Annotated in this window: 17 protein-coding genes; 9 read left to right on the top strand and 8 right to left on the bottom strand. The window is 67.5% G+C overall.

Going from position 1 to position 21,217, the window contains the following annotated elements; translation table 11 throughout:
* Window positions 1-53 precede the first annotated feature (53 nt).
* Together K5L94_RS17520 and K5L94_RS17515 are read right to left on the bottom strand one after the other, a co-directional pair.
* A complete protein-coding gene (locus tag K5L94_RS17520) occupies window positions 54-1,427 on the bottom strand; it encodes a sigma-54-dependent transcriptional regulator (RefSeq protein ID WP_008265059.1) in 1,374 nt (457 codons plus the stop codon).
* Between the two features lie 60 nt (window positions 1,428-1,487).
* Window positions 1,488-3,101, bottom strand: coding sequence for a sensor histidine kinase (locus K5L94_RS17515; RefSeq protein ID WP_053450609.1), 1,614 nt, complete (start codon window positions 3,099-3,101; stop codon window positions 1,488-1,490).
* A 405-nt stretch (window positions 3,102-3,506) separates the two neighbouring features.
* Between K5L94_RS17515 and sucC the strand changes: the two genes are divergently transcribed.
* The 3 genes from sucC (at window position 3,507) to K5L94_RS17500 (ending at window position 7,414) form a co-directional block, all read left to right on the top strand.
* Entirely contained in the window at window positions 3,507-4,676 is a 1,170-nt protein-coding gene (gene sucC, locus K5L94_RS17510; protein ID WP_004154430.1) for an ADP-forming succinate--CoA ligase subunit beta, read from the top strand.
* Window positions 4,677-4,697: 21 nt separating this feature from the next.
* A complete protein-coding gene (sucD, locus tag K5L94_RS17505) occupies window positions 4,698-5,573 on the top strand; it encodes a succinate--CoA ligase subunit alpha (RefSeq protein ID WP_005410793.1) in 876 nt (291 codons plus the stop codon).
* Window positions 5,574-5,779: 206 nt separating this feature from the next.
* A complete protein-coding gene (locus K5L94_RS17500; RefSeq protein WP_274510970.1) occupies window positions 5,780-7,414 on the top strand; it encodes an NAD+ synthase in 1,635 nt (544 codons plus the stop codon).
* A 145-nt stretch (window positions 7,415-7,559) separates the two neighbouring features.
* Here the strand turns inward: K5L94_RS17500 and K5L94_RS17495 are convergent, their stop codons facing one another.
* Window positions 7,560-8,447, bottom strand: coding sequence for an outer membrane protein assembly factor BamD (locus tag K5L94_RS17495; RefSeq protein ID WP_274510969.1), 888 nt, complete (start codon window positions 8,445-8,447; stop codon window positions 7,560-7,562).
* A gap of 113 nt (window positions 8,448-8,560) precedes the next feature.
* Here K5L94_RS17495 and rluD point away from each other — a divergent pair, with 113 nt between their 5' ends.
* Genes rluD through K5L94_RS17475 form a run of 4 tightly spaced genes read left to right on the top strand, consistent with a single transcriptional unit; the run spans window position 8,561 to window position 11,256 of the window.
* The gene (gene rluD / locus K5L94_RS17490) at window positions 8,561-9,550 is read left to right on the top strand and encodes a 23S rRNA pseudouridine(1911/1915/1917) synthase RluD (RefSeq protein WP_080357259.1); all 990 of its coding nucleotides are present in this window, start codon (window positions 8,561-8,563) and stop codon (window positions 9,548-9,550) included.
* A complete protein-coding gene (pgeF, locus tag K5L94_RS17485) occupies window positions 9,550-10,320 on the top strand; it encodes a peptidoglycan editing factor PgeF (RefSeq protein WP_274510968.1) in 771 nt (256 codons plus the stop codon). The genes rluD and pgeF overlap by 1 nt, the downstream gene beginning before the upstream one ends.
* Before the next feature lie 20 nt (window positions 10,321-10,340).
* Complete coding sequence (locus K5L94_RS17480; protein WP_164086939.1) at window positions 10,341-10,847, top strand: DUF4166 domain-containing protein; 507 nt, start codon at window positions 10,341-10,343, stop codon at window positions 10,845-10,847.
* A complete protein-coding gene (locus tag K5L94_RS17475) occupies window positions 10,822-11,256 on the top strand; it encodes a thiol-disulfide oxidoreductase DCC family protein (RefSeq protein ID WP_274510967.1) in 435 nt (144 codons plus the stop codon). Before K5L94_RS17480 ends, K5L94_RS17475 begins: the two co-directional genes overlap by 26 nt.
* Before the next feature lie 68 nt (window positions 11,257-11,324).
* On the opposite strand, the gene K5L94_RS17470 is transcribed toward K5L94_RS17475, so the two are convergent.
* From K5L94_RS17470 to K5L94_RS17450, 5 genes are all read right to left on the bottom strand, one after another.
* A complete protein-coding gene (locus K5L94_RS17470) occupies window positions 11,325-12,623 on the bottom strand; it encodes an OmpA family protein (RefSeq protein ID WP_274510966.1) in 1,299 nt (432 codons plus the stop codon).
* Window positions 12,624-12,975: 352 nt separating this feature from the next.
* Window positions 12,976-14,340 (bottom strand): alpha,alpha-trehalose-phosphate synthase (UDP-forming), encoded by a 1,365-nt coding sequence (gene otsA, locus K5L94_RS17465; protein ID WP_040007228.1) that lies wholly within the window; start codon window positions 14,338-14,340, stop codon window positions 12,976-12,978.
* Window positions 14,337-16,118: a glycoside hydrolase family 15 protein gene (locus K5L94_RS17460; RefSeq protein ID WP_274510965.1), complete on the bottom strand. Its 1,782-nt coding sequence runs from the start codon at window positions 16,116-16,118 to the stop codon at window positions 14,337-14,339. Before K5L94_RS17460 ends, otsA begins: the two co-directional genes overlap by 4 nt.
* 44 nt (window positions 16,119-16,162) lie before the next feature.
* Complete coding sequence (otsB, locus tag K5L94_RS17455) at window positions 16,163-16,921, bottom strand: trehalose-phosphatase (protein ID WP_004154453.1); 759 nt, start codon at window positions 16,919-16,921, stop codon at window positions 16,163-16,165.
* Between the two features lie 166 nt (window positions 16,922-17,087).
* Window positions 17,088-19,523 carry a TonB-dependent receptor plug domain-containing protein gene (locus K5L94_RS17450; RefSeq protein ID WP_274510964.1) on the bottom strand — a complete coding sequence of 812 codons (2,436 nt, stop codon included), beginning with the start codon at window positions 19,521-19,523 and terminating at the stop codon, window positions 17,088-17,090.
* Between the two features lie 217 nt (window positions 19,524-19,740).
* Between K5L94_RS17450 and K5L94_RS17445 the strand changes: the two genes are divergently transcribed.
* Both K5L94_RS17445 and K5L94_RS17440 read left to right on the top strand, forming a co-directional pair.
* Window positions 19,741-20,223 (top strand): DUF3574 domain-containing protein, encoded by a 483-nt coding sequence (locus K5L94_RS17445; RefSeq protein WP_008265564.1) that lies wholly within the window; start codon window positions 19,741-19,743, stop codon window positions 20,221-20,223.
* Between the two features lie 36 nt (window positions 20,224-20,259).
* On the top strand, window positions 20,260-21,117 hold the full coding sequence (locus tag K5L94_RS17440) for an XAC2610-related protein (protein WP_274510963.1): 858 nt from the start codon (window positions 20,260-20,262) through the stop codon (window positions 21,115-21,117).
* Window positions 21,118-21,217 lie beyond the last annotated feature (100 nt).

The raw sequence follows: 21,217 nt of genomic DNA, 5'->3' as shown, positions 1-21,217 counted from the left end.
CCGGCACTACCGCTTGGGTCTGCGTTCGTGATCGGGATTGCGTGGTCCCGGCGCTACTCCATTCCCAGCTTCTTCAGCTTGTAGCGCAGCGCACGGAAGGTGATGCCCAGCTGCGCGGCGGTGCGGGTCTTGTTCCAGCGGTTCTCTTCCAGCGCGCGCTGGATGGCGCTGCGCTCGAGCTGCTCGATGTAGGAGGGCAGGGCGGCGCTGCCCGGCTGCAGGTCGGCCACCGCTTCGGCCGGGGCGGCACTGCCCGGCGCGCGCGGCGCGTGCTGCGGCAGGCGCAGGTCATCGGCACCGATGCAGTCTTCCTCGGCCAATGCCAGCGCACGTTCCAGGATGTTCTCCAGTTCGCGCACATTGCCGGGGAAGGCATACTGAGCCAGCGCCTCCAGTGCCGACGGCGCCAGCAGCGGGGTGGCGCGGCCATGGCTGCGGGCCAGCCGCGCCAGCACTGCCGCGGCCAGTTCCGGCAGGTCCTGGCGGCGCTCACGCAGCGGCGGCACCTTCAGTTCGATCACGTTGATGCGGTAGTACAGGTCGTGGCGGAAGCGCCCGTCTTCGACCAGTTCCGCCAGGTCGCGGTGGGTGGCCGAGAGAATCCGCACGTCCACCGGTTCCTCGTTGGGCGCACCGACCGCGCGCACCGATTTTTCCTGGATCGCGCGCAGCAGCTTCACCTGCATCTGCAGCGGCAGTTCGGCCACTTCGTCCAGGAACAGGGTGCCGCCATGGGCAGCCTGGAACAGGCCCGGCTTGTCGGCGTGTGCGCCGCTGAAGCTGCCCTTGCGATGGCCGAAGAATTCACTCTCCATCAGCTCGCCGGGGATGGCGCCGCAGTTGACCGGCACGAACGGGCCGGCCGCACGCGCGCCCTGGGCGTGGATGGTGCGCGCGACCAGCTCCTTGCCCACCCCGGACTCGCCCAGGATGTACACCGGCGCCTGGCTGCGCGCGACCTTGCCGATGGTGGTGCGCAGCACGTCCATGGCCGGCGAATCGCCAAGCAGGCGCGCACCCTGTTCGGCACTGGGGCCGGGCGCGGGGCGTTCGGTGTTGTTGAGTTCCAGTGCGTGCTTGACCAGGCCGCGCAGCACCGAGATGTCCACCGGCTTGCTGACGAAGTCGAAGGCCCCGGCCTTCAGCGCTTCCACCGCCAGATCCATGCTGCCGAAGGCAGTGATCATCGCCACCGGCGTGCGCGGATAGTGCTGGGCGATCTCGCTGACCAGTTCGATGCCGTTGCCATCCGGCAAGCGCATGTCGGTGATGCACAGGTCATACGGATTGCTGGCCAGCAGTTCACGTGCTTCGGCCAGGTTGGCGGCGGTACTGATGCGCAGCCCCATGCGGCCGAGGGTCAGCACCAGCAGTTCGCGGATGTCGCGTTCGTCGTCGACGACGAGGGCGCTGCGGGTTTCGTTCATGGGCGTGAAAGATAAACGAGGGGGCTGGATGCGACAAATGTTTGACGCACGGAATCGGAATCAGGTGGGCAACAGCGTGTGCGGACCGGGCAGCACCAGGCGGAAGCAGGAGCCACCGGCCGGCACCGGGATGTAGTCGAGCCGCGCCTGGTTGGCCCGGCACAGCTCGCGGGCGATATACAGGCCCAGGCCAGTGCCGTGCTCGGAGGTGGTGAAGAACGGGCGGAACAACTGCGCGGCCACGCTCTCGGGAATGCCCGGGCCACGGTCCATCACGTCGATCACCGCGCTGCGCTCGTGCTGGGCCACGCGCAGGCGCACCCGCGCCGGCTGCTGGCCGATGCGCCCGTACTTGAGCGCGTTGTGCACCAGCACGGTCAGCACCTGGTACAGGTGGCGGGTATCGACCTGGGCCATCACCGCGCTGTCATTGATGATCGGTTCGATGCTGTCCGTTTCCAGCGTCTGCCCCTGCTTGTACTCCAGCACGAAGCGGCGCACGAAGGCGGCCAGGTCCACGTTCTCGGGCGTGGCGCGCTCGCGCCGGGCCAGCCCCAGCACGCTTTCGACGATGCCGTTGGTGCGCTGGCATTGCTGGCGGATGATCTGCAGCAGGCGGCGGTCGCTTTCGTTGAAGCCGGTGCCTTCCTCGAGCAGCTGCACGGCGTAGTTGATGGCCGCCAGCGGGTTGCGGATCTCATGGGCGAGGCTGGCCGAGAAGCGGCCCATCGCTGACAGGGTGAGCGATTCGGCGCGGCGGGACACCACGCTGGAATCGTCCAGGAACACCAGCGCGAGGTCGCTGCCGGCCAGCAGGCGGGCGAAGCGCGGCTGCACTTCCGGCTGGTCGGGGTTGAGCTGCAGCGGCAGTTCGTCCTGTGCCCAGCCATTGCGCCAGCGCTGCAGGCGGCGAGTCAGTTCCGGCGCGGCGCTGGCCAGGTCCAGGCGCCCGCTCTCGCCGTTGCCGTCACTGTCGCCCAGCAGCATCGAGGCGGCCTCGTTGGCCAGGGTGATGCGGTTGTCGGCGTCCACCACCAGCACGCCGGTGCGCATGCGGCGGATGATCAGTTCGTTGATCTGGAACAGGTTGGCTACTTCGTCGCCGCGCTGGTTGGCCAGCTGCTGGTTGCGGCGGGCGCGGTTGCCGACCTGGTAGCTGATGAAGGCCAGGGCCAGGTAGCTGGTGGTGAACATCGCCAGCTCGGCCAGGGTGCGGGTGGGGTCGCCGCCTTCCAGCAGCTTCCAGGTGTATTCGACGCCGGTGGCGAGGCTGGCGGCCAGGGCCAGGCCCAGGCCCAGGCTGAGTGGCAGCAGGGTGGCGGCGGCGGCGATGTTGAACAGCAGCGACATCGAGATGCCAGCGCTTGCACCGGGCAGGGCATGCGACAGCAGGGTGGCGGCAACGATGTCCACCAGCACGCCGCTGACCACGATCGGCCGCAGCCAGCGTTCGTTGCGGCCGATCACCAGGGCCAGCAGCGACAACGCCAGATAGATGACCGCAACCACATCGGCCAGCCGCGGGTGATGGGCCTCGCCGACCAGGCCGGACAGAGGGCTGTAGAGCAGGGCGGCGATGACGGTTGCGATCAGCACCCGGTACAGCGCGAAGAAATACAGCTCACGCCGCGGGATCGATTCGATGCGGTCGATCAATGAAGCACTGGGTGACACGCCGGAACTCCCCTTCTGGCTGCCTGGGTCTGGAATCTGCGATGCACCGGTCCGGCGTCCCCTGAAGCCGGGCCGGCGCGTCGCTTCTATGTGGCCCGTGGTGGAAGCGGTCGAGCAGGCTCGACGCTGCACACCCTGGCTGACCAGTATAGGCCCCCGCAAAGCGTGCCGTGGGAGTGGCCCGGATCGCGCATTTGGCCGCCCGCGGACACCGGTAGCCAGCACGGGCCCGGGCGCAACTGCCTGAATGACGGTGGAAATCTGGCCGGGTCTGGCGTTTTGTACAGACTTCTTTGCGCCCCGGCGCTGGCTCGGCCACAATAGTGGGCCCGCCGCGGTCCATGCCGGCGCCCCGCCGGGGCCCTGAGGAATTGCGTGCGGTCGTTCCTATTCCCACGGTGACGCATGAATTTCCACGAATACCAGTCAAAACAACTGCTTGCCGAGTACGGCATCCCGGTCCCGGCCGGCAAGGTCGCTGCGACCCCGGACGAAGCGGTTGCCGCTGCCAACTCCCTGGGCCAGGGCCCCTGGATGGTCAAGGCGCAGATCCACGCTGGCGGCCGCGGTAAGGCTGGCGGCGTCAAGTTCTGCAAGACCACCGACGACGTGAAGGCCGCTGCGGCCAAGATGCTCGGCACCAAGATGGCCACCTACCAGACCGCCGGCGTTGAACTGCCGGTCAACCTGGTGCTGGTGACCACCGCCGGCGAGATCGTCAAGGAACTGTACCTGTCGGTGCTGGTCGACCGTGGCACCAAGACCATCACCTACATCGCCTCTTCGGAAGGCGGCGTGGAAATCGAGCAGGTTGCGGCTGAAACCCCGGAGCTGATCCACTCGCTGAACGTCGACTTCGTCGAAGGCGTGCAGGGTTACCACGGCCGTGATTTCGGCTTCAAGCTGGGCCTGACCGCCAAGCAGGCCGGCCAGTTCGCCAGCATCATGGTGAACCTGTACCGCCTGTTCAACGAAAAGGACCTGGCCCTGGTTGAAATCAACCCGCTGGCCATCCTGGACGACGGCAACCTGTACGCGCTGGACGGCAAGTTCGACAGCGACGACAACGCCGCGTTCCGCCAGAAGGCCCTGGTCGCCATGCGCGACAAGACCCAGGAAGATCCGACCGAAGTGATCGCTTCGGAGCTGGACATCAACTACGTCACCATGGACGGCAACATCGGCTGCATGGTGAACGGCGCCGGCCTGGCCATGGCCACCATGGACGTCATCAAGCTCAACGGCGGCGAGCCGGCGAACTTCCTGGACGTGGGCGGCGGTGCCAACAAGCAGCGCGTCATCGAAGCGTTCAAGCTGATCCTGTCCTCGGACAAGGTCGAAGGCATCTTCGTCAACATCTTCGGCGGCATCGTCCGCTGCGACATGATTGCCGAAGGCATCATTGCCGCCGTGAAGGAAGTGGGCGTCAAGGTTCCGGTCGTGGTGCGCCTGGAAGGCACCAACGTGGAAGAAGGCAAGCAGCTGCTGCGCGACAGCGGCATGGCCATCATCCCGGCTGACAACATCAACGATGGCGCCAAGAAGATCGTTGAAGCTGTCAAGAACGCCGCCTGATACCGACACCAAGGAATTCCAATGTCTGTTTTGATCAACAAGAACACCAAGGTGATCGTGCAGGGCTTCACCGGCCAGCAGGGCACCTTCCACGCCACTCAGATGATCGAGTACGGCACCCAGGTTGTGGGCGGCGTGACCCCGGGCAAGGGTGGCACCACCCATATCGACCTGCCGGTCTTCAACACCGTTGCCGACGCCGTGCAGAGCACCGGCGCCAACGCTTCGGTCATCTACGTGCCGCCGCCGTACGCTGCTGACGCGATCCTGGAAGCCGCTGCTGCCGGTATCAAGGTCATCGTCTGCATCACCGAAGGCATCCCGGTGCTGGACATGCTGCGCGTCAAGAACGTGCTGACCCGTTCGCATCCGGACACCGTGCTGATCGGGCCGAACTGCCCGGGCGTCATCACCCCGGGTGAGTGCAAGATCGGCATCATGCCGGGCCACATCCACCAGCCGGGCAAGATCGGCATCGTGTCGCGTTCGGGCACCCTGACCTATGAAGCGGTCAAGCAGACCACCGAAGTCGGCCTGGGCCAGTCCACCTGCATCGGCATCGGCGGTGACCCGATCAACGGCCTGAACTTCGTCGACTGCCTGAAGCTGTTCAACGAAGACCCGCAGACCGAAGGCATCATCATGGTGGGCGAAATCGGCGGTGACGCTGAAGAAGCCGGCGCCGAGTACATCAAGAACCACGTGAAGAAGCCGGTCGTCGGTTTCATCGCCGGTGCGTCGGCTCCGGCCGGCAAGCGCATGGGCCACGCCGGTGCGATCGCCTCGGGTGGCAAGGGCACGGCGGAAGGCAAGTTCGCCGCCATGGAAGCCGCTGGCGTCGTCACCGTGCGTTCGCCGGGCGACCTGGGCGCTGCCATCGCCAAGCTGGTGAAATAAGATCGACTGCCTCCGGCAGACGATTCTGTAGAGCCGGCCGCTGGCCGGCTGCTTGAAACAGAAAGGCCGCCTCCGGGCGGCCTTTCTGCGTCGGGTGTCCAGGCCATCCGGGCAACCCCATCCACCCATGGCGTGGATCTGCTGGGCAGGGTGCGTACACGGTGCGGCGCTACAATGGGCGCATTGCAACCACAGGCTGGATTCCCATGGCTTCGATCCGCATCGCGATGGCGCAGTTCGACTTCCCGGTCGGCGATGTCGCCGGCAACACCGAGCGCATCATCGAGATGATCGGCCAGGCGCGCGACGAGTACGGCGCCGAGCTGGTGATGTTCCCCGAGCTGGCCGTGAGCGGTTACCCGCCGGAGGACCTGCTGCTGCGCCCGGGCTTCCTGTACGAGTGCGAGCAGGCGATGGGGCGCATCGCCGCCGCCTGCCGCGGCATCACCGCCGTGGTCGGTTGGCCGCAGGCTGCCGGCGCGGTGGTCTACAACGCCGCCAGCGTGCTGCGCGATGGCCTGGTCGAGCAGACCTACCGCAAGCGCGAGCTGCCCAACTACGCGGTATTCGACGAGCGTCGCTACTTCGATGTGGACCCGGACGGCGGCAGCTGCGTGTTCGAGGTCAATGGCGTTCCGGTGGGACTGCTGATCTGCGAGGACCTGTGGTTCGCCGAACCGCTGGCCGATACCGTGCGCGCCGGTGCGCAGCTGGTGGTGGTACCCAACGCGTCGCCGTACGAGCGTGGCAAGCACGCCCAGCGCGACGCGGTGCTGGCCGCGCGCACCCGCGAGAGCGGGGCAGCGATCGCCTACCTCAACGTGGTGGGGGGGCAGGATGCGCTGGTGTTCGATGGCGCCTCGGTGGTGGCCGATGGCGACGGCACCGTGCACCCGGCGGCCGCTGCCTTCGTCGACCAGTGGCTGGTGGTGGACTACGACGGCCAGAGCCGCCGGTTCCTGCCGCACGTATGGATGGACGACGGCGACGAAAGCATGGACGCGCTGGCCTGGCGTGCGGTGACCCGCGGCATCCAGGACTACTGCCGCAAGAACGGCTTCAAGAAGGTGTGGCTGGGCCTGTCCGGCGGCATCGACTCGGCCCTGGTGCTGGCGCTGGCGGTGGACGCGATGGGCGCGGAGAACGTAACCGCCGTGCGCCTGCCGTCGCGCTATACCGCTGGCCTGTCCAACGACCTGGCCGCCGAGCAGTGCCAGGCGCTGGGGGTGAAGCTGGAAGCGGTGTCGATCGAGCCGGCATTCAAGGGCCTGATGGAATCGCTGGCGCCGATGTTCGACGGCACCACGCCGGACGTGACCGAGGAGAACCTGCAGTCGCGCAGCCGCGGCGTGATCCTGATGGCGCTGGCCAACAAGTTCGGCGGACTGCTGCTGACCACCGGCAACAAGAGCGAGTACGCGGTGGGCTACGCCACCATCTACGGCGACATGTGCGGGGGCTATGCGCCGCTGAAGGACCTGTACAAGACCGAAGTGTTCGGCCTGTCCAAGTGGCGCAATACCGTGGGTGGCGCGCCGGTGATCCCGCCGGCGGTGATCAGCCGCCCGCCGTCGGCCGAGCTGCGCGAGAACCAGCTGGACCAGGATTCGCTGCCGGCCTACGACGTGCTGGACGGCATCCTCTACCGCTACATCGACCAGGAGCAGTCGCGCGGGGAGATCGTGGCCGCCGGCTACGATGCGGCCGTGGTCGACCGCGTGCTGCGCCTGGTGCGCATCAGCGAGTGGAAGCGGCACCAGGCCGCACCAGGCCCGAAGGTATCGCGGCGTGCGTTCGGGCGCGAGCGTCGCTACCCGATCAGCAACGGCTACAAGGGCTGAGGCAGGGGCGCCGGGCGTGGCCCGGCCGATGGCTGGAGCCGGCCACTGGCCGGCTGTTGCATGACCCTCAGACAGGCCATCGGGTTGCCGGCCAGCGGCCGGCACTACCGCTACAAAAGAAGAGGGCCCCTTGCGGGGCCCTTTCTTATTTCTTTTCCAGTCGCGCGTTGCGCTGGCCGGTGCTGGCGGACTTCTCGCCGGCGAACGGGTTCAGCTTGCGGATCATCCACGGGTACTTCGGCCACTTGCCTTCCAGCCACGGGTGGTCCGGCTGGTTCAGCTGCAGGACGCGGCGGGCGTCGTCGGCCAAGGTCTTGTTGCCCAGGTGGGTGTAGGAGTCGGCCAGGACAGCGACGGCATCGTACTGGAACGCGCTCTGCGGGTAGGTTTCCAGCAGGTAGTTGGCGCGGCCGGCCGCCGAGACCCAGGCGCCGCGGCGCATGTAGTACAGGGCGTTGTCCAGCTCGTGCTGGGCAAACACGTCACGCAGTTCCAGCATGCGGCTGCGCGCATCGGCGGCGTAGCGGCTGTTCGGGTAGCGGTCGACCACGATGTTGAAGTCCGAATACGCCTGGTGCGGCGTGGACAGGTCGCGGCGGCTGGCGTCCAGCGACCATACGCGGCGCAGGAAAACCGTACTGCGGTTGGAGTTGGCAAGACCGCGCAGGTAGTACAGGTACGCGATGTTGCGGTGGGTCGGGTAGGTACGGATGAAGCGGTCGATGCTGGACACCGCATCGTCGTGCTTGCCGGCCTTGTACTGGGCGTAGGCGGTTTCGATCATCGCCTGCTCGGTATAGGGACCGTACGGATACTGGGCCACCAGGCGGCGGAAGCTGGTCTCAGCCCCGCTCCAGTTGCCACCCTGCATCAGCTTGTGGCTCTTCTCGTACAACTGTTCGACCGGCGTCCCTTCATCGGGGCGATCGCCCTTCTCGGCGCCACGGTGGCAGCCGGTGGCGGCGATGACCAGCACCAGCAGCAGGGCGGTGAGGCGGACGGGCGCAGAGAGCATGGCGGAGCGTCGGATCATGGGGTCGAGGCGGGACGCGGCTGGAATACGAAGGGTCGATGATAGCCTAGTGTCCTGTCCAGCGACTGAAACCGGCCGCCGGGACCCCAAAATTTCAAAGAATGCCCCCTGCCATGTCTGAACAACCCTCTGAATCGGCCCGCCAGGCCATCGTCCCCGACACCGCGGCCGGCCGTCGTTTCGACGCCGTCGTGGCCGAACTGTTCCCCGAATACTCGCGTTCGCGCCTGACCGAGTGGATCAAGGCGGGCGACGTCCTGCTGGATGGCGCCCAGGTGCGCCCGCGCGACCCGCTGCGCGGCGGCGAGGTGGTCACCCTCACGGTGGTGCTCGAGACCCAGACCGACGCCCAGCCGGAGGACATCCCGCTGGACGTGCTGTTCGAGGACGAGCACCTGCTGGTGATCAACAAGCCGGTCGGGCTGGTGGTCCACCCCGGCGCGGGCAACCACAGCGGCACCCTGGTCAATGCCCTGCTGTTCCGCGACCCGTCGGTGGCGGTGCTGCCGCGCGCCGGCATCGTGCACCGCCTGGACAAGGACACCAGCGGCGTGATGGTGGTGGCCAAGACCCTGGAGGCGCAGACCGCGCTGGTCGAGCAGCTGGCCGCACGCGACGTGCACCGCCAGTACCTGGCCATCGTGATGGGCGCACTGGTGGCCGGCGGTACTGCCGATGCGCCGATCGACCGCCACCCGCGCGACCGCCTGAAGATGGCCGTGCGCGAGGACGGCAAGGAAGCGATCACCCACTACCGCCTGCGCGAGCGCTTCCGTGCGCACACCGCGCTGGAGTGCCGCCTGGAAACCGGCCGTACCCACCAGATCCGCGTGCACATGGCGCATGTGCGCCACCCGATCATCGGTGATCCGCTGTACGGCGGCGCGCTGAAGCTGCCCAAGGGTGCCAGCGACGAGCTGGTGGCCGCGCTGCGCGGCTTCAAGCGCCAGGCCCTGCACGCCGAGACCCTGGAGTTCACCCATCCGATCACCGGCGAGCCGGTGCGCAACACCGCGCCGGTGCCGGAAGACATGCTGCACCTGATGAAGGTGCTGCGCGAAGACAGCGAAGCCTTCGCCGCACGCGAGCGGGACCGCTGGTGATGGCGGCCGCGCTGCCGTTGCTGCAGGCCGACTGGCCAGCGCCAGCAGGCGTCCATGCGCTGACCACGCGCCGGCATGGCGCGGGCATCTCGCCGGCGCCGTTCGCACAGTTCAACCTGGGCAACCGGCACGCGGCCGATGGCGATACCCCGGCCAATGTCGAGCACAACCGGCAGCTGCTGCAGCAGGGGTTGGCGCTGCCGTCCGCGCCGCATTGGCTGCGCCAGGTGCACAGCAGTACCGTGCTGCGCTTCAACGCACCACCGGTGCCGGGTGCCAGTGAGCCGGTGGCCGACGCGGCGGTGACCTCGGTGCCGGGCGTGGTGCTGGCGATCCTGACCGCCGACTGCCTGCCGGTGGTCTTCGCGGCCACCGACGGCAGCGAGATCGGCGCGGCCCATGCCGGTTGGCGGGGCCTGGCCGACGGCATGCTGGAGGCCACCGTGGCCGCCATGCGGACCCCGCCGACGCAGCTGCGGGCCTGGCTGGGCCCGGCCGCCGGGCCGGCAGACTACGAGATCGGCGAAGAGGTCTTCCACGCCTTTGTCGGGCATGACCCGGCTGCGGAGGCGGCTTTCGTGGCGACCCGGCCCGGGCACTGGAAGGTGGACCTGTTCGCCCTGGCCCGCCAGCGGCTGCAGGCCGCCGGCATGGACCCGGCGCAGGTGCATGGCGGCACGGTGTCGACCATGGCCGACCCGGACCTGTACTCGCACCGGCGCGACCGTCGCACCGGGCGCATGGCGACGCTGGCCTGGATCGCGCGCTGAGCACGCCGCTGTTCGCGCGCGTGTTGGGGCCGGCCTTCGCCACCCTGGCGGCGCCGGTGCAGGCGCTGCACGCCGCTGCGTTGCCGTGCCGCTACGTGGGGCAGTCGCGGATCGAGCGCGGACGGCACTGGCTGGTGCCGCTGCTGGCCGCCCTGGCGCAGTTGCCGAGGGAGGGCGAGGCGCTGCCGACCGAAGTGGCGTTCAGCGCACACGGGCAGGGCGAACGCTGGGCACGCCGGTTCGGCCGCTGGCCGATGGTGTCGCGGCTGTGGGCGCACGAAGGCCATCTGCGTGAGCAGCTGGGCGCGGTGCGTTTCGAGTTCGATTTGCAGGCCCGCGAGGGCGGTATCGATTGGTCGGTGCGCCGGGTGTGGGCGTTCGGGCTGCTGCCGCTGCCCAGGCGCTGGTTTGGCGGCGTGCGCTGCCGCGAAGCGGGACAGGGGCAGCGTTACACTTTCCGGGTTGATGTGACCTTGCCCTGGGCAGGAGCCCTGATCCGCTATGAAGGCTGGCTCGAACCGCAGTGAAGCCGGCGCCGCCGACGGCGCGGTGATCGTGTTCGACGGTGTCTGCGCGCTGTGCAACCGCTGGGTGCGCTTCCTGCTGCGTTTCGACCGCAAGGGGCGCTATCGCTTCGCGGCCATGCAGGGTGCCCAGGGCAGTGCGCTGCTGCGCGCGCATGGACTGGATCCGCAGGACCCACGGTCATTCCTGCTGCTGGATGCGCAGGGCGCATGGACCGACACCGACGCGATCCTGCGCGTGCTGGCCGGGTTGGGCGGCGCCTGGCGCCTGAGCGGTGTGCTGCGTGCGCTACCGCGAAGCTGGCGTGATGCGGCGTACGGGGTGCTGGCGCGCAATCGTTACCGCTGGTTCGGGCGCCACGACGCCTGCCTTCTGCCGCCGCCAGAACAGGCCGCGCGCTTCCTGGATTGAACAAAAAGGGGACGGAGGGAATTAAGTCGTTTATGCATAAACGACTTAATTCCCTCCGTCCCCTTTTTTCAGTCGAGCAGCTGATAGGCGATGCGACGGTTCTGCGCGCGTCCGATGTCGCTGCGATTGTCGGCGACCGGCCGGTCCTGGCCGTAGCCCACCGCGACCAGCGAGGTGGCGGGGACGCCCAGCGCCTGCAGCGCGTGTGATACCGCCTCGGCGCGCTGCTGGCTGAGCTGCAGGTTGGCTTGGGCGTGGCCGCGACCATCGGTGTGCGCGCCGATCTCAACACGCTTGCCGTCGGGCGCTCTGCGCAGCGCATCCGCGACGGCCTCCAGGGTCTGCCGCGAGTCGCCGGTCAACTCGGACGAACCAGCGTGGAACTTCAGCGTGGTCTGGTTCAGCGCTTCAATCCGCTGCGCGGCATCGGCGTGCGTCGGCAGCTGCGACAGCGCCGCCAGTCCCGGGCCCCACAGGCCGCTCATGTCCAGTGCCGGGAAGTCCTGGCGCAACCTGTGCGAGATGGCCAGCCGCTGCGCGTCCTCCATCAGCGATGTGTCGATGCGCAGCTGCGATCCGGCGAATTCCAGCCGCAGCCCGTCGCCCTGCAGCTGCGGAAGATCGGCAATCAGGCGATCCAGCCAGCGCGGCGCGCGTGCGCGTGGGTCCAGCGTTATCCCGCCCTGCACGTTCTGCCGGCCGTGTACCGCCAGCAGCGTGCTCCAGATACGGCGACGATCCCCCTCGGTGGGCAGGTTGCCGTGCACCTGCATCTGTGTGCCGTGTTGCTGCAGGGACAGGTAGGCGTCGTGTTCGAGTGGAATGTCCGGCACCGTCCACAGGGGCGTGCGGGCCTTCAGCTGCAGCCAGGTGGTGAGGCCAAGGACAACGACGATGGCCAGCAGCCACAACAGGCTGCGCACGGCCCTCCCATACATCGCGCGCGATGGCACCGTGCCGGTCATGCGCCGGGGCGATGGGCCCGCGATGCTGCGATGGACATGGGGGGAAGGTACCAGGCCGCCGGGCGCATCCATCAGCGTGACCACCCCGGGCAGAAGATGGCAGGCGACCACCCTGAAAGCACCGGGTGACATGCCACAGCGATGCGCGATCATGGCCAGCGTGTGTGCGCCCAGCGCGCGTTCGAGCTCACTGGCGACGATGGGCAGCCGCAACGCTGCCGGTTGCCGCCAGGAATGAAAACGGGAGGCCAGACCTGCCTGTTCAAACCGCTGCTGCAGACCGTCCAGGCCCCGGTGATGGGAGGTTATCCAGACGCTGATGACCTCCACCACCCAGCGGGCGCGATGGCCCAGCTCGAGGCGTGTTGCGGCATCTTCGATGAAACGGTCGTACGCAGACATGCAGTGACTCCCTGGAATGTGATGTGCGTCGCGCCGCGCAGCAGGCGCGACGGATTGCGATGGCTCCGGGGGCGCCACTCTGGGGAGCGCGCGTCAATGCATGGTGAAATGCTGGGGGTGATGCCTCTTTCGTTTCGGCGGGCCCTGCGGCAGGGCCCGCCGCTGGATGCGGCGAGGCCTAGTGCACAGCGGGATCTGCACGGTGGCCCCGGACCGCTGGCGCGCCGTGGGACGCCCTTCTCCTGGTCGCCGGAATGGTTTCAGGTGCACCTACTTTCGGGCTTAAAACGACAATCTGCGAGCGCTCTTGGCGCCCTTCTGTCGCTTAATGCTGGTCTGGTTGCGCAATCCCTCAGTTCTCCAGCGCGTCCAGGTAACTGCGCCGCCAGTGGTTGATGTCGTAGGTGCGCAGGTGGTCCATCATCGCGTGCCAACGCTCCTTGCGCCTGCGCAGCGACATCGTCGCAGCGGTGGCGATCGCATCGGCCACGCCGTCCAGGTCGTGTGGATTCACCAGCAGCGCCTGTTTCAGTTCATCGGCGGCACCGGCCAGCAGCGACAGCACCAGCACCCCGGGATCCTCCGGGTCCTGCGAGGCCACGTACTCCTTGGCCACCAGGTTCATGCCGTCGCGCAGCGGTGTCACCAGGCCCACCGCCGCCGCCCGGTAGAAGCCGGTGAGGGTGGCATGGGTGAAGTTCTGGTTGACGTAGCGCAGCGGTGTCCAGTCCGGCTCGGCGTGGCCGCCGTTGATGTGGCCGGCGATCTGTTCCAGCTGGCTGCGCAGTTGCCGGTACTCGGTCACGTCGCCACGCGAGACCGGGGCGATCTGCAGGTAGGTCAGCGAGCCGCGCTGGTCGGGATGACGCTCCAGGTAGCGCTCGAAGCCGAGGAAGCGTTCGGGCAGGCCCTTGGAATAGTCCAGGCGGTCGACACCGATCGCCAGCTGGCGGTCTCGCAGGCTGTTGCGCAGATTCTTCACTGCGGCCTTGGTGGCGGCGGTGCCGGCCTGGCGTGCGATCAGGTCGGTGTCGATGCCGATCGGGAAGGCGGCCGCGCGGAAACGGCGCCCACCGGGGGCTTCCAGTTCACCGTTGTCGAGCACGCGGCCACCGCCGAACAGGCGCAGGTAGGTCTGGAAGCGATCGGCATCGCGCTGGGTCTGGAAGCCGACCAGGTCGTAGGCATACAGCGCGGAGAACAGGCGCAGGTGATCGGGCATCGCCTGCAGCAGGTCGGCCGAGGGCATCGGGATGTGCAGGAAGAATCCGATGCGGCAGCCTATGCCGCGTTCGCGCAGCAACGCACCGAGCGGGATCAGGTGGTAGTCGTGGATCCAGACGATGTCGTCCTCGCGCAGCAGCGGGGCGAGCTTGTCGGCGAACAATGCGTTGACCTTGTGGTAGGTCTCGCGGGTGCCACGGTCGTAGTCGACCAGGTCCAGGCGGAAGTGCAGCAGCGGCCACAACGTGCGGTTGGCGAAGCCGTTGTAGTAACCGTCAACTTCGCGCTTGCTCAGGTCCAGGGTGACGAACTCGATGTCGCCGTCCTTCTGCGTGTGCAGCGTGCCACTGCCCTCGCGCACGCTCTTGCCGCTCCATCCGAACCACATGCCGCCGCGTTCCTTCAACGCGGCCAGCAGGCCGACCGCCAGGCCGCCGGCGCGGTTCTCGCCAGGCACTGCCACGCGGTTTGAAACCACTACAAGACGACTCACGATGCCTCCTGCCAGGACCGCGACAGGCGCATCGCGGCCGTGATCAGGCCGACGTGCGAATAGGTCTGCGGGAAATTGCCCCACGCCTCGCCACTGTCGAAGGCCAGGTCCTCCGACAGCAGGCCCAGATGATTGCGCTGTTTCAGCAGCGTTTCGAACATCGCGCGCGCCTCGTCCAGGCGCCCGATCGCGGCCAGCGCGTCGATGTACCAGAACGTGCAGATGGTGAAGCTGGTTTCCGGCTCGCCGAAGTCATCCGGGGCGACGTAGCGATACAGCGAATTGCCATGCTTGAGGTCGCGGCCGATGGCATCGACGGTGGCGATGAAGCGGGCGTCCAGCGCATCGATGAAACCGATGTCGGCCAGCAGCAGCAGCGAGGCATCCAGGCGATGGCCACCGAAGGTATCGGTGAAGTGGCCCAGCTCCTCGCTCCAGGATTCGGCCATGATGCGCGCGTGGATGGTGTCTGCACGTTCGCGCCAGTAGCGGGCGCGGTCGTCGCGCTTCAGGCGCACGGCGATCTTGCACAGGCGGTCGCACGCCGCCCAGCACATCGCGCTGGTGTAGGTGTGCACCTCGGTGCGGCCGCGGAACTCCCACAGGCCCGCATCGGGTACGTCATGCAGGGCAAAGGCCTGTTCACCCAGGGGTTCCAGGCGGGCGAAGGTGTGCGCGTCGCCCGGGTCCTGCAGGCGGCGGTCGAAGAACAGCTGCGTGGAGGCCAGCACCACGCTGCCGTAGACATCGTGCTGGCGCTGCACCCAGGCCAGGTTGCCACGGCGCACCGGGCCCATGCCGCGATAGCCGGACAGGCTGGGCACTTCGTCCTCATCAAGTTTGGCCTCGAATCCGATGCCGTACAGCGGCTGCAGCGTGCCGTCGGTGGTGGCCAGGTTGAAGATGTAGCCGAGGAACTGTTCCATCGTGCGCGTCGCGCCCAGGCGGTTCAGCGCACGCACCACGAACGCGGCATCGCGCAGCCAGCAGTAGCGGTAGTCCCAGTTGCGCACGCTGCCTGGTGCCTCTGGAATGGAGGTGGTCATCGCCGCGATGATCGCGCCGCTGTCCTCGTACTGGCAGAGCTTCAGGGTGATCGCGCTGCGGATCACCGCGTCCTGCCATTCCAGCGGAATGGACAGGTAGCGCACCCACTCGCGCCAGTAATCGCGGGTGCGCTGGAAGGCTTCCTGCACATAGCCGCTGATCGAGCGGTTGAGTGATTCATCGACACCCAGGATCAGGTGGATGGGATGGTTGAGCACGAACGGCAGGCCCTCGCGCACGAAGCGCACCGGCACATCGGTGGTCAGCCGCAGCACGTGCTCGGGCAGGATCCAGCGCACGTGGTTGCTGCCCCAGGTGGACTCGGGCACGCGCGCGCCCCAGTCCGCCAGGGGCCGCGCACGCACCGTGATGCGTGGGCTGCCGGCCAGGGGGCGCACCTGCCGGATCAGGCTGACCGGGCGGTAGAAGCGGTCGTTCTGGCGCCAGCGCGGGGCGAAATCGAGGATTTCCAGTTCGCCACCGTGCGCGTCGCGCAGCACGGTGCGCAGGATCGCGGTGTTGGTCAGGTATTCCTGCTCGCTGCTGGCGAAGTCTTCCAGCTCGATGGCGAAGTCGCCACCGGTCTGCTGGTTGGGGCCCAGCAAGGCGCAGAAGGTGGGGTCGCCGTCGAAGGTGGGCAGGCAGCTCCAGACAACGCGGGCATGTTTGTCGACCAGGGCGCCGAAGCTGCCGTTGCCGACCACGCCCAGATCAAGATCGGGTTGGGTCATCACGCGGTACATCTCGTCGGTTGCGGCCGTGGGGGATGGCCGGGTCAATAGGCATTCTCACGCAGCCAGGCGTGCACGCTGCGTATGTCGGGCAGCGCGAACACAGCCGCGCTGGGTTCACGTTCACCCACCAGCACGCTCCAGCCATGCTGGCCGTTGGCAGCGTCGAAGCCGAATTCGTCGGTGAGGTCATCGCCGAGGAACACCGGCAGGCGGCCGCGGAACGGCAGGTACTGCATCATCCGGCGCACCGCGCGGCCCTTGTCGGTACCCACCGGGACGAACTCGACCACATGGTCGCCCGGTTGCAGGCGATAGCTGGTACGGCCGCGCACGTGGCGGTCGGCGAAGGCACGCACCTCGCTGGCCGCGTGCGGAGCGCCGCGCCAATGCAGGGCCAGGCCGACGCCCTTGTCTTCCACCAGCACGCCGGGATGGCCATGGGCGAAGCGCATCGCCTGCTGGTGCAGGGCGTGCAGCCACTCGGCGGTATCGTCGTCGTGCGCGTCGCGCAGCACGCGACCATCCTCGCCGCGCAACTCGTGGCCATGCAGGCCGGCGGCAGGCAGTTGCAACGGTGCAAACAGCTGGTCCAGCTGTTCAAGGGGGCGACCACTGACCAGTGCCACGGCACCTTCCAGGCGGTCGCTGATGCGGCCGATGGCTTCACGCACATCCGGCAGCAACTGCACGGCATCCGGGCGTGCAGCGAATTCGATCAGGGTGCCGTCGACATCGAGGAACAACGCGCAGGCGTCGTCCAGCAATGGCGGTGGCGGACGCAGGGGGAGCGGTTCAGCCATGACGCCCAGCTTGCCAGCGTGGGCGTGTACGTGGGGTCGAGGTCAGGCTACGGCCTTGCTTCGGTGGGTGCCGACCGTTGGTCGGCACTGCAGGTCGGCCTGCATGGAACCCAGGCAGTGCGGACCAACGGTCCGCACCCACCCAAGGCAATGACACCCAGGGCAGTCAGAACGTATAGCGGACCCGGCCGTAGTAGTACGCGCCGTTGCTGCCGATCGGCGACAACACGTCATACGGCAGGTTGCCGAAGTAGTGGATATCGCTGTTGGATCGATCCGGGTAGTTGTCGGTCAGGTTCTGGCCGCCGATGGCCACGCTCCAGCGCGGGGTGATGCGGTACTCCACTTCCGCATCCAGCTGCCATTCGGCCTGGTAGGTCTGGCGCGGGATGTAGCCATCACCGAAGTTGAACACGCGGGTGGCGCTGCCGTAGCGGTTCACGCGGGTGCTCAGCGACCAGTGATCATTGCTCCATGCGGCCGAGAAACTGCCGCGCGTACGCGGGGTGGCGTCGGTGAGGGTGTTGGTCTCTTCAATGCCGAACAGCACGTAGTCCGGGTTCAGTGCGCGCAGCTGTGCCGGCGTGGCCAGCACGTTCTTCAGCGTGGTCTTGGTGTACGCATAGGTGCCGGTCAACAGCAGCTGGCCGTTGCCCAGCGATTGGCGCCAGTTGCTCACCAGTTCGGCGCCGCGGGTGCGGGTGTCGGCGGCGTTGACGAAGAAGCTGGCGCTCTGCAGACCGCTGACGCCGTAGTTGGCCGCCACGTAGTCGGTCAGCGCATCGCCGGTGATGCTCTCCGACAGTGCGATGCGGTCATCGATGTCGATCTGGAAGAAGTCCAGCGACAGGTCGAAGTGCTCGCCGATGCGGCTGGTGAAGCCCAGCGAGGTGTTGAGCGACTTTTCCGGCTTCAGGTTCTGCGCACCCAGGCCGCGCGCGATCGGATTGTTGACCGACAGCAGGCGGCCCTGCACCAGCTGGCCGCCGGCGTTGTAGCCGGTGGAGGTGGATTCGTAGCCGATCTGCGCCAGCGACGGTGCACGGAAGTTGTTGGAGATCGCGCCGCGCAGCGCGAAGGCCGGGGTGAATTCGTAGCGCAGGCCGAGCTTGCCGGTCAGTTCGCCACCGAAGTCATCGTTGTGCTCGTAGCGCGCGGCCAGGTCGGTGGAGAACTTCTCGCCGAACTGGCTGGACAGGCTGGCATAGGCGCTGGCCACGTCGCGCGACAGGTTTGCCGCATCCTGCGGGGTCAGGCCGCCACCGGCCTGCGAACCGGTCGGGCGGTCGGTGTACGGGCCGGCGGCGTAGCTGGCCGGGTCACCCGGACGGGTCTGGTAGCGCTCGTGGCGTGCTTCCACGCCAAGGCCCAGCGTGTGGCTGATGCTGTCGCTCTGGGTGAACACACGGCTCAGGTCGAGGTTGCCCACGGTCTGCGCATACTCGTAATCAGCGGTCTTGAAGCGGGTCGGGCTGGTCGGGCCCAGCGAGGCGTTGAGCGAATCACGCAGGCGGTAAGTGAAGTCGTTCTGGCCGTAATCCAGGCTGCCGTCGTAGCTCCATTCGCCCCACTGGCCGCGCACCCCGGCCACGGCCTGCACGTCGCGGTTCTCGCCTTCGGAGATCGGCCGGTAGCCGTTCGGATAGACCTGCTTCCAGTTGGCATCGCCGTCGGGATAGCGGAAGTAGTTCGCGCCTTCGGTGTCACGCTGGTTGAAGGTGCCGAAGGCGTAGAACGTCGAGGTCTGGCCCACCGGGATCTCGGTGTTCAGCCACAGGTTGATGTCCTTGCTCTTGCCATCGCCCAGCACGTAGTTGCGCTTGCCCTGCAACGCGAGGTTGTCCGGGGTCTGGTCCCACGGCGGAATCTGGTCGAAGCCGGCGCGGTTGGTGCCGTTGCGGTGCTTGTACTCCAGGCCGACGCGCAGGAAGCCGCCATCCTCGCCCAGCGCGGTACCGACCTTGGCGCTGATGTTGCCGGTCTGGCCGTCGGTGAGGGTGCGGCCGATCGGCTTGAGGTCGGTGTTGTTGGCGCCGTAACTGGCTTCGATCTCGCCACCGTCGCCGCCGTTGTCGAGGATCACGTTGATCACCCCGGCCACGGCATCCGAGCCGTACAGCGCTCCGGCGCCATCGCGCAGCACTTCGATGCGCTTGATCGCGCTGACCGGAATCGAGTTGAAGTCGACCGGGGTGGTGCCCTTGCCGATCTTGCTGTCGGTGTTGACCAGGGCGGTGTGGTGGCGGCGCTTGCCGTTGACCAGGACCAGCACCTGGTCCGGCGACAGGCCGCGCAGCTGCGCGGCGCGCACGTGATCGGCACCGCCGGAGTTGGACTGGCGCGGGAAATTGAACGACGGCAGCAGCGCCTGCAACGCGCTGCCCAGTTCACCGTTGACCACGCCGGCCTTGCGGATGTCCTCGGCGGTGAGCACATCCACCGGCGAGGTGGATTCGAGCACGGTGCGGTCGGCGGCACGGGTGCCGGTGACGATCACCGTATCGAGGTTGGTGGCGTCCTGGGCCAGGGCGGGGACGGCGGCGGCGGAGAGCGCGATGGCGATGGCGAGGCCGAGCGGCGACGCGGGCAGGCGGGCGGACATGGGGGCTCCAGCAACAACGACGACGGGGAAGGGGGAGATAGTTTCACTTACATCCATCCGGATGAAGCGATATATTATCTTCGCGTGATGACCGCTGCCGATGCAAGCCCCTGCCGGTCCGGCATGAGCTGATGCCCTGCCGGCATCAGCACGCCGGGCCGGTGGCGCTGTACGCTGCCGGCTCGCCCTGTCCCCCCATTTGCCCGGAGCTGTACCGATGAAACACCTTGGCCTCGTCTTTGCCGTGCTGCTGGCTACCAGCGGCTGCGCCAGCCTCTCTTCGCAGGCGCCCAGTGCGTATGCCACGGCCACCACCGCCGAACTGAAGGGCGATGCGGCACGCCCGTCCGACGGCCACGGCTGGGTGCGCAGCGAGCTGTATTTCGGCGTGGGCGAAGAGCAGGGCGCAGGCAGCCGTCCGCAGGCCGACACCATCAGCGAGGCGCAGTGGCGCGCGTTCCTGGACAAGGAAGTGACCCCGCGCTTCCCGGATGGCCTGACCGTGTTCGATGCCTACGGCCAGTGGCTGTTCCGCGGCGATGCTTCGCCCAACCGCCTGCGCACCAAGGTGCTGGTGGTGCTGCACGAGGACACCCCGCAGCGCCGGGCCGACATCGAGGCGATCCGCCTGGCGTGGAAGCAGCAGACCAGGCATCAGTCGGTGCTGTGGTCGCGGCAGCCGGTCGAGGTATCGTTCTGAGTTGAAGGTGCCGCCGCGGTGCCGCAGGGAGCGATGATGGATTACAGGGAATGGGTGCTGGGCGTGGTGCTGGCTGGCGTGCTGGCACCGTCGGCGCAGGCGGGCGGGGACGGCGGCGAAACCCTGCGGTTCCAGGTGGCCGCTCACGTGCAGGCGCACGCCGATCCGCAGCAGGACGGCAACATCGCGGTTCAGCTTTCGCCGTCGGGCAAGCGCCAGACGCTGGCCGGCGCGGCGGATGCGGACGGCAACTCGCGGTGGGGTCTGGAGGACGTCGACTTCGATGGCTATCCGGAACTGATCGCACGCGCATCGGTGGGCATGGTCAATGAAGCGGTGGCGGTGTACCGCTTTGATCCGGCCAGTGGCGGGTTCCGTGCGCTGCGGGCTGAAACCCATGGCAAGGAAAGCTGCGGTGACCTGATGGGGCTGACGGTCGATCGTGCGAGTCGCACCCTGACCAGCAGTTGCCGCAGTGGCCCGATGTGGTACGCCGACCAGTACCGGTTTGCAGGTTCGAAGCTCTATCTGTACCGCGCCGAGAGCGTATTGATGCTGGGCGACACGCTGAACGCCGCGCTGCATTGGGAACAAAGCGACGAGCAAGGGCCACTGGCGGTCTGGCGGACCTATGACCCCGCTGGAAAAGTACGTGAGAGCGCCATCGCCGATGGCCTGGGCGCACCGCCCGACGGGCCGCTGCGCGGTCAGCAGGCAACGGTGGTGCCAGCGCGCCTGTTCCTGTTCGACAGGCCCGGCGCGTCCAGCACCCCGCGTTACCTGGTGCAGGGCGACCGTGTGGAAATGCTGGATGAACAGGACGGCTGGATGAAGCTGCGCTACCAGAATCCGAAACGCGGTGCGGTGCTGGGCTGGATCAACGTCAACGATTGACCGGACATCCGTCCGCAGTTTGCACATCGAGGTGATGCGCAATTTGCCCACGGAGGCATCACTTCGCCGGGTCTAGCCTCGGACGTTCCCCCGTTCGAGG

This window comes from Stenotrophomonas forensis, assembly GCF_028752115.1.
GTDB classification, from domain to species: domain Bacteria; phylum Pseudomonadota; class Gammaproteobacteria; order Xanthomonadales; family Xanthomonadaceae; genus Stenotrophomonas; species Stenotrophomonas forensis.
Note: the sequence above shows the minus strand (reverse complement) of the source record. Positions and strands in the feature narration are given on the sequence as shown.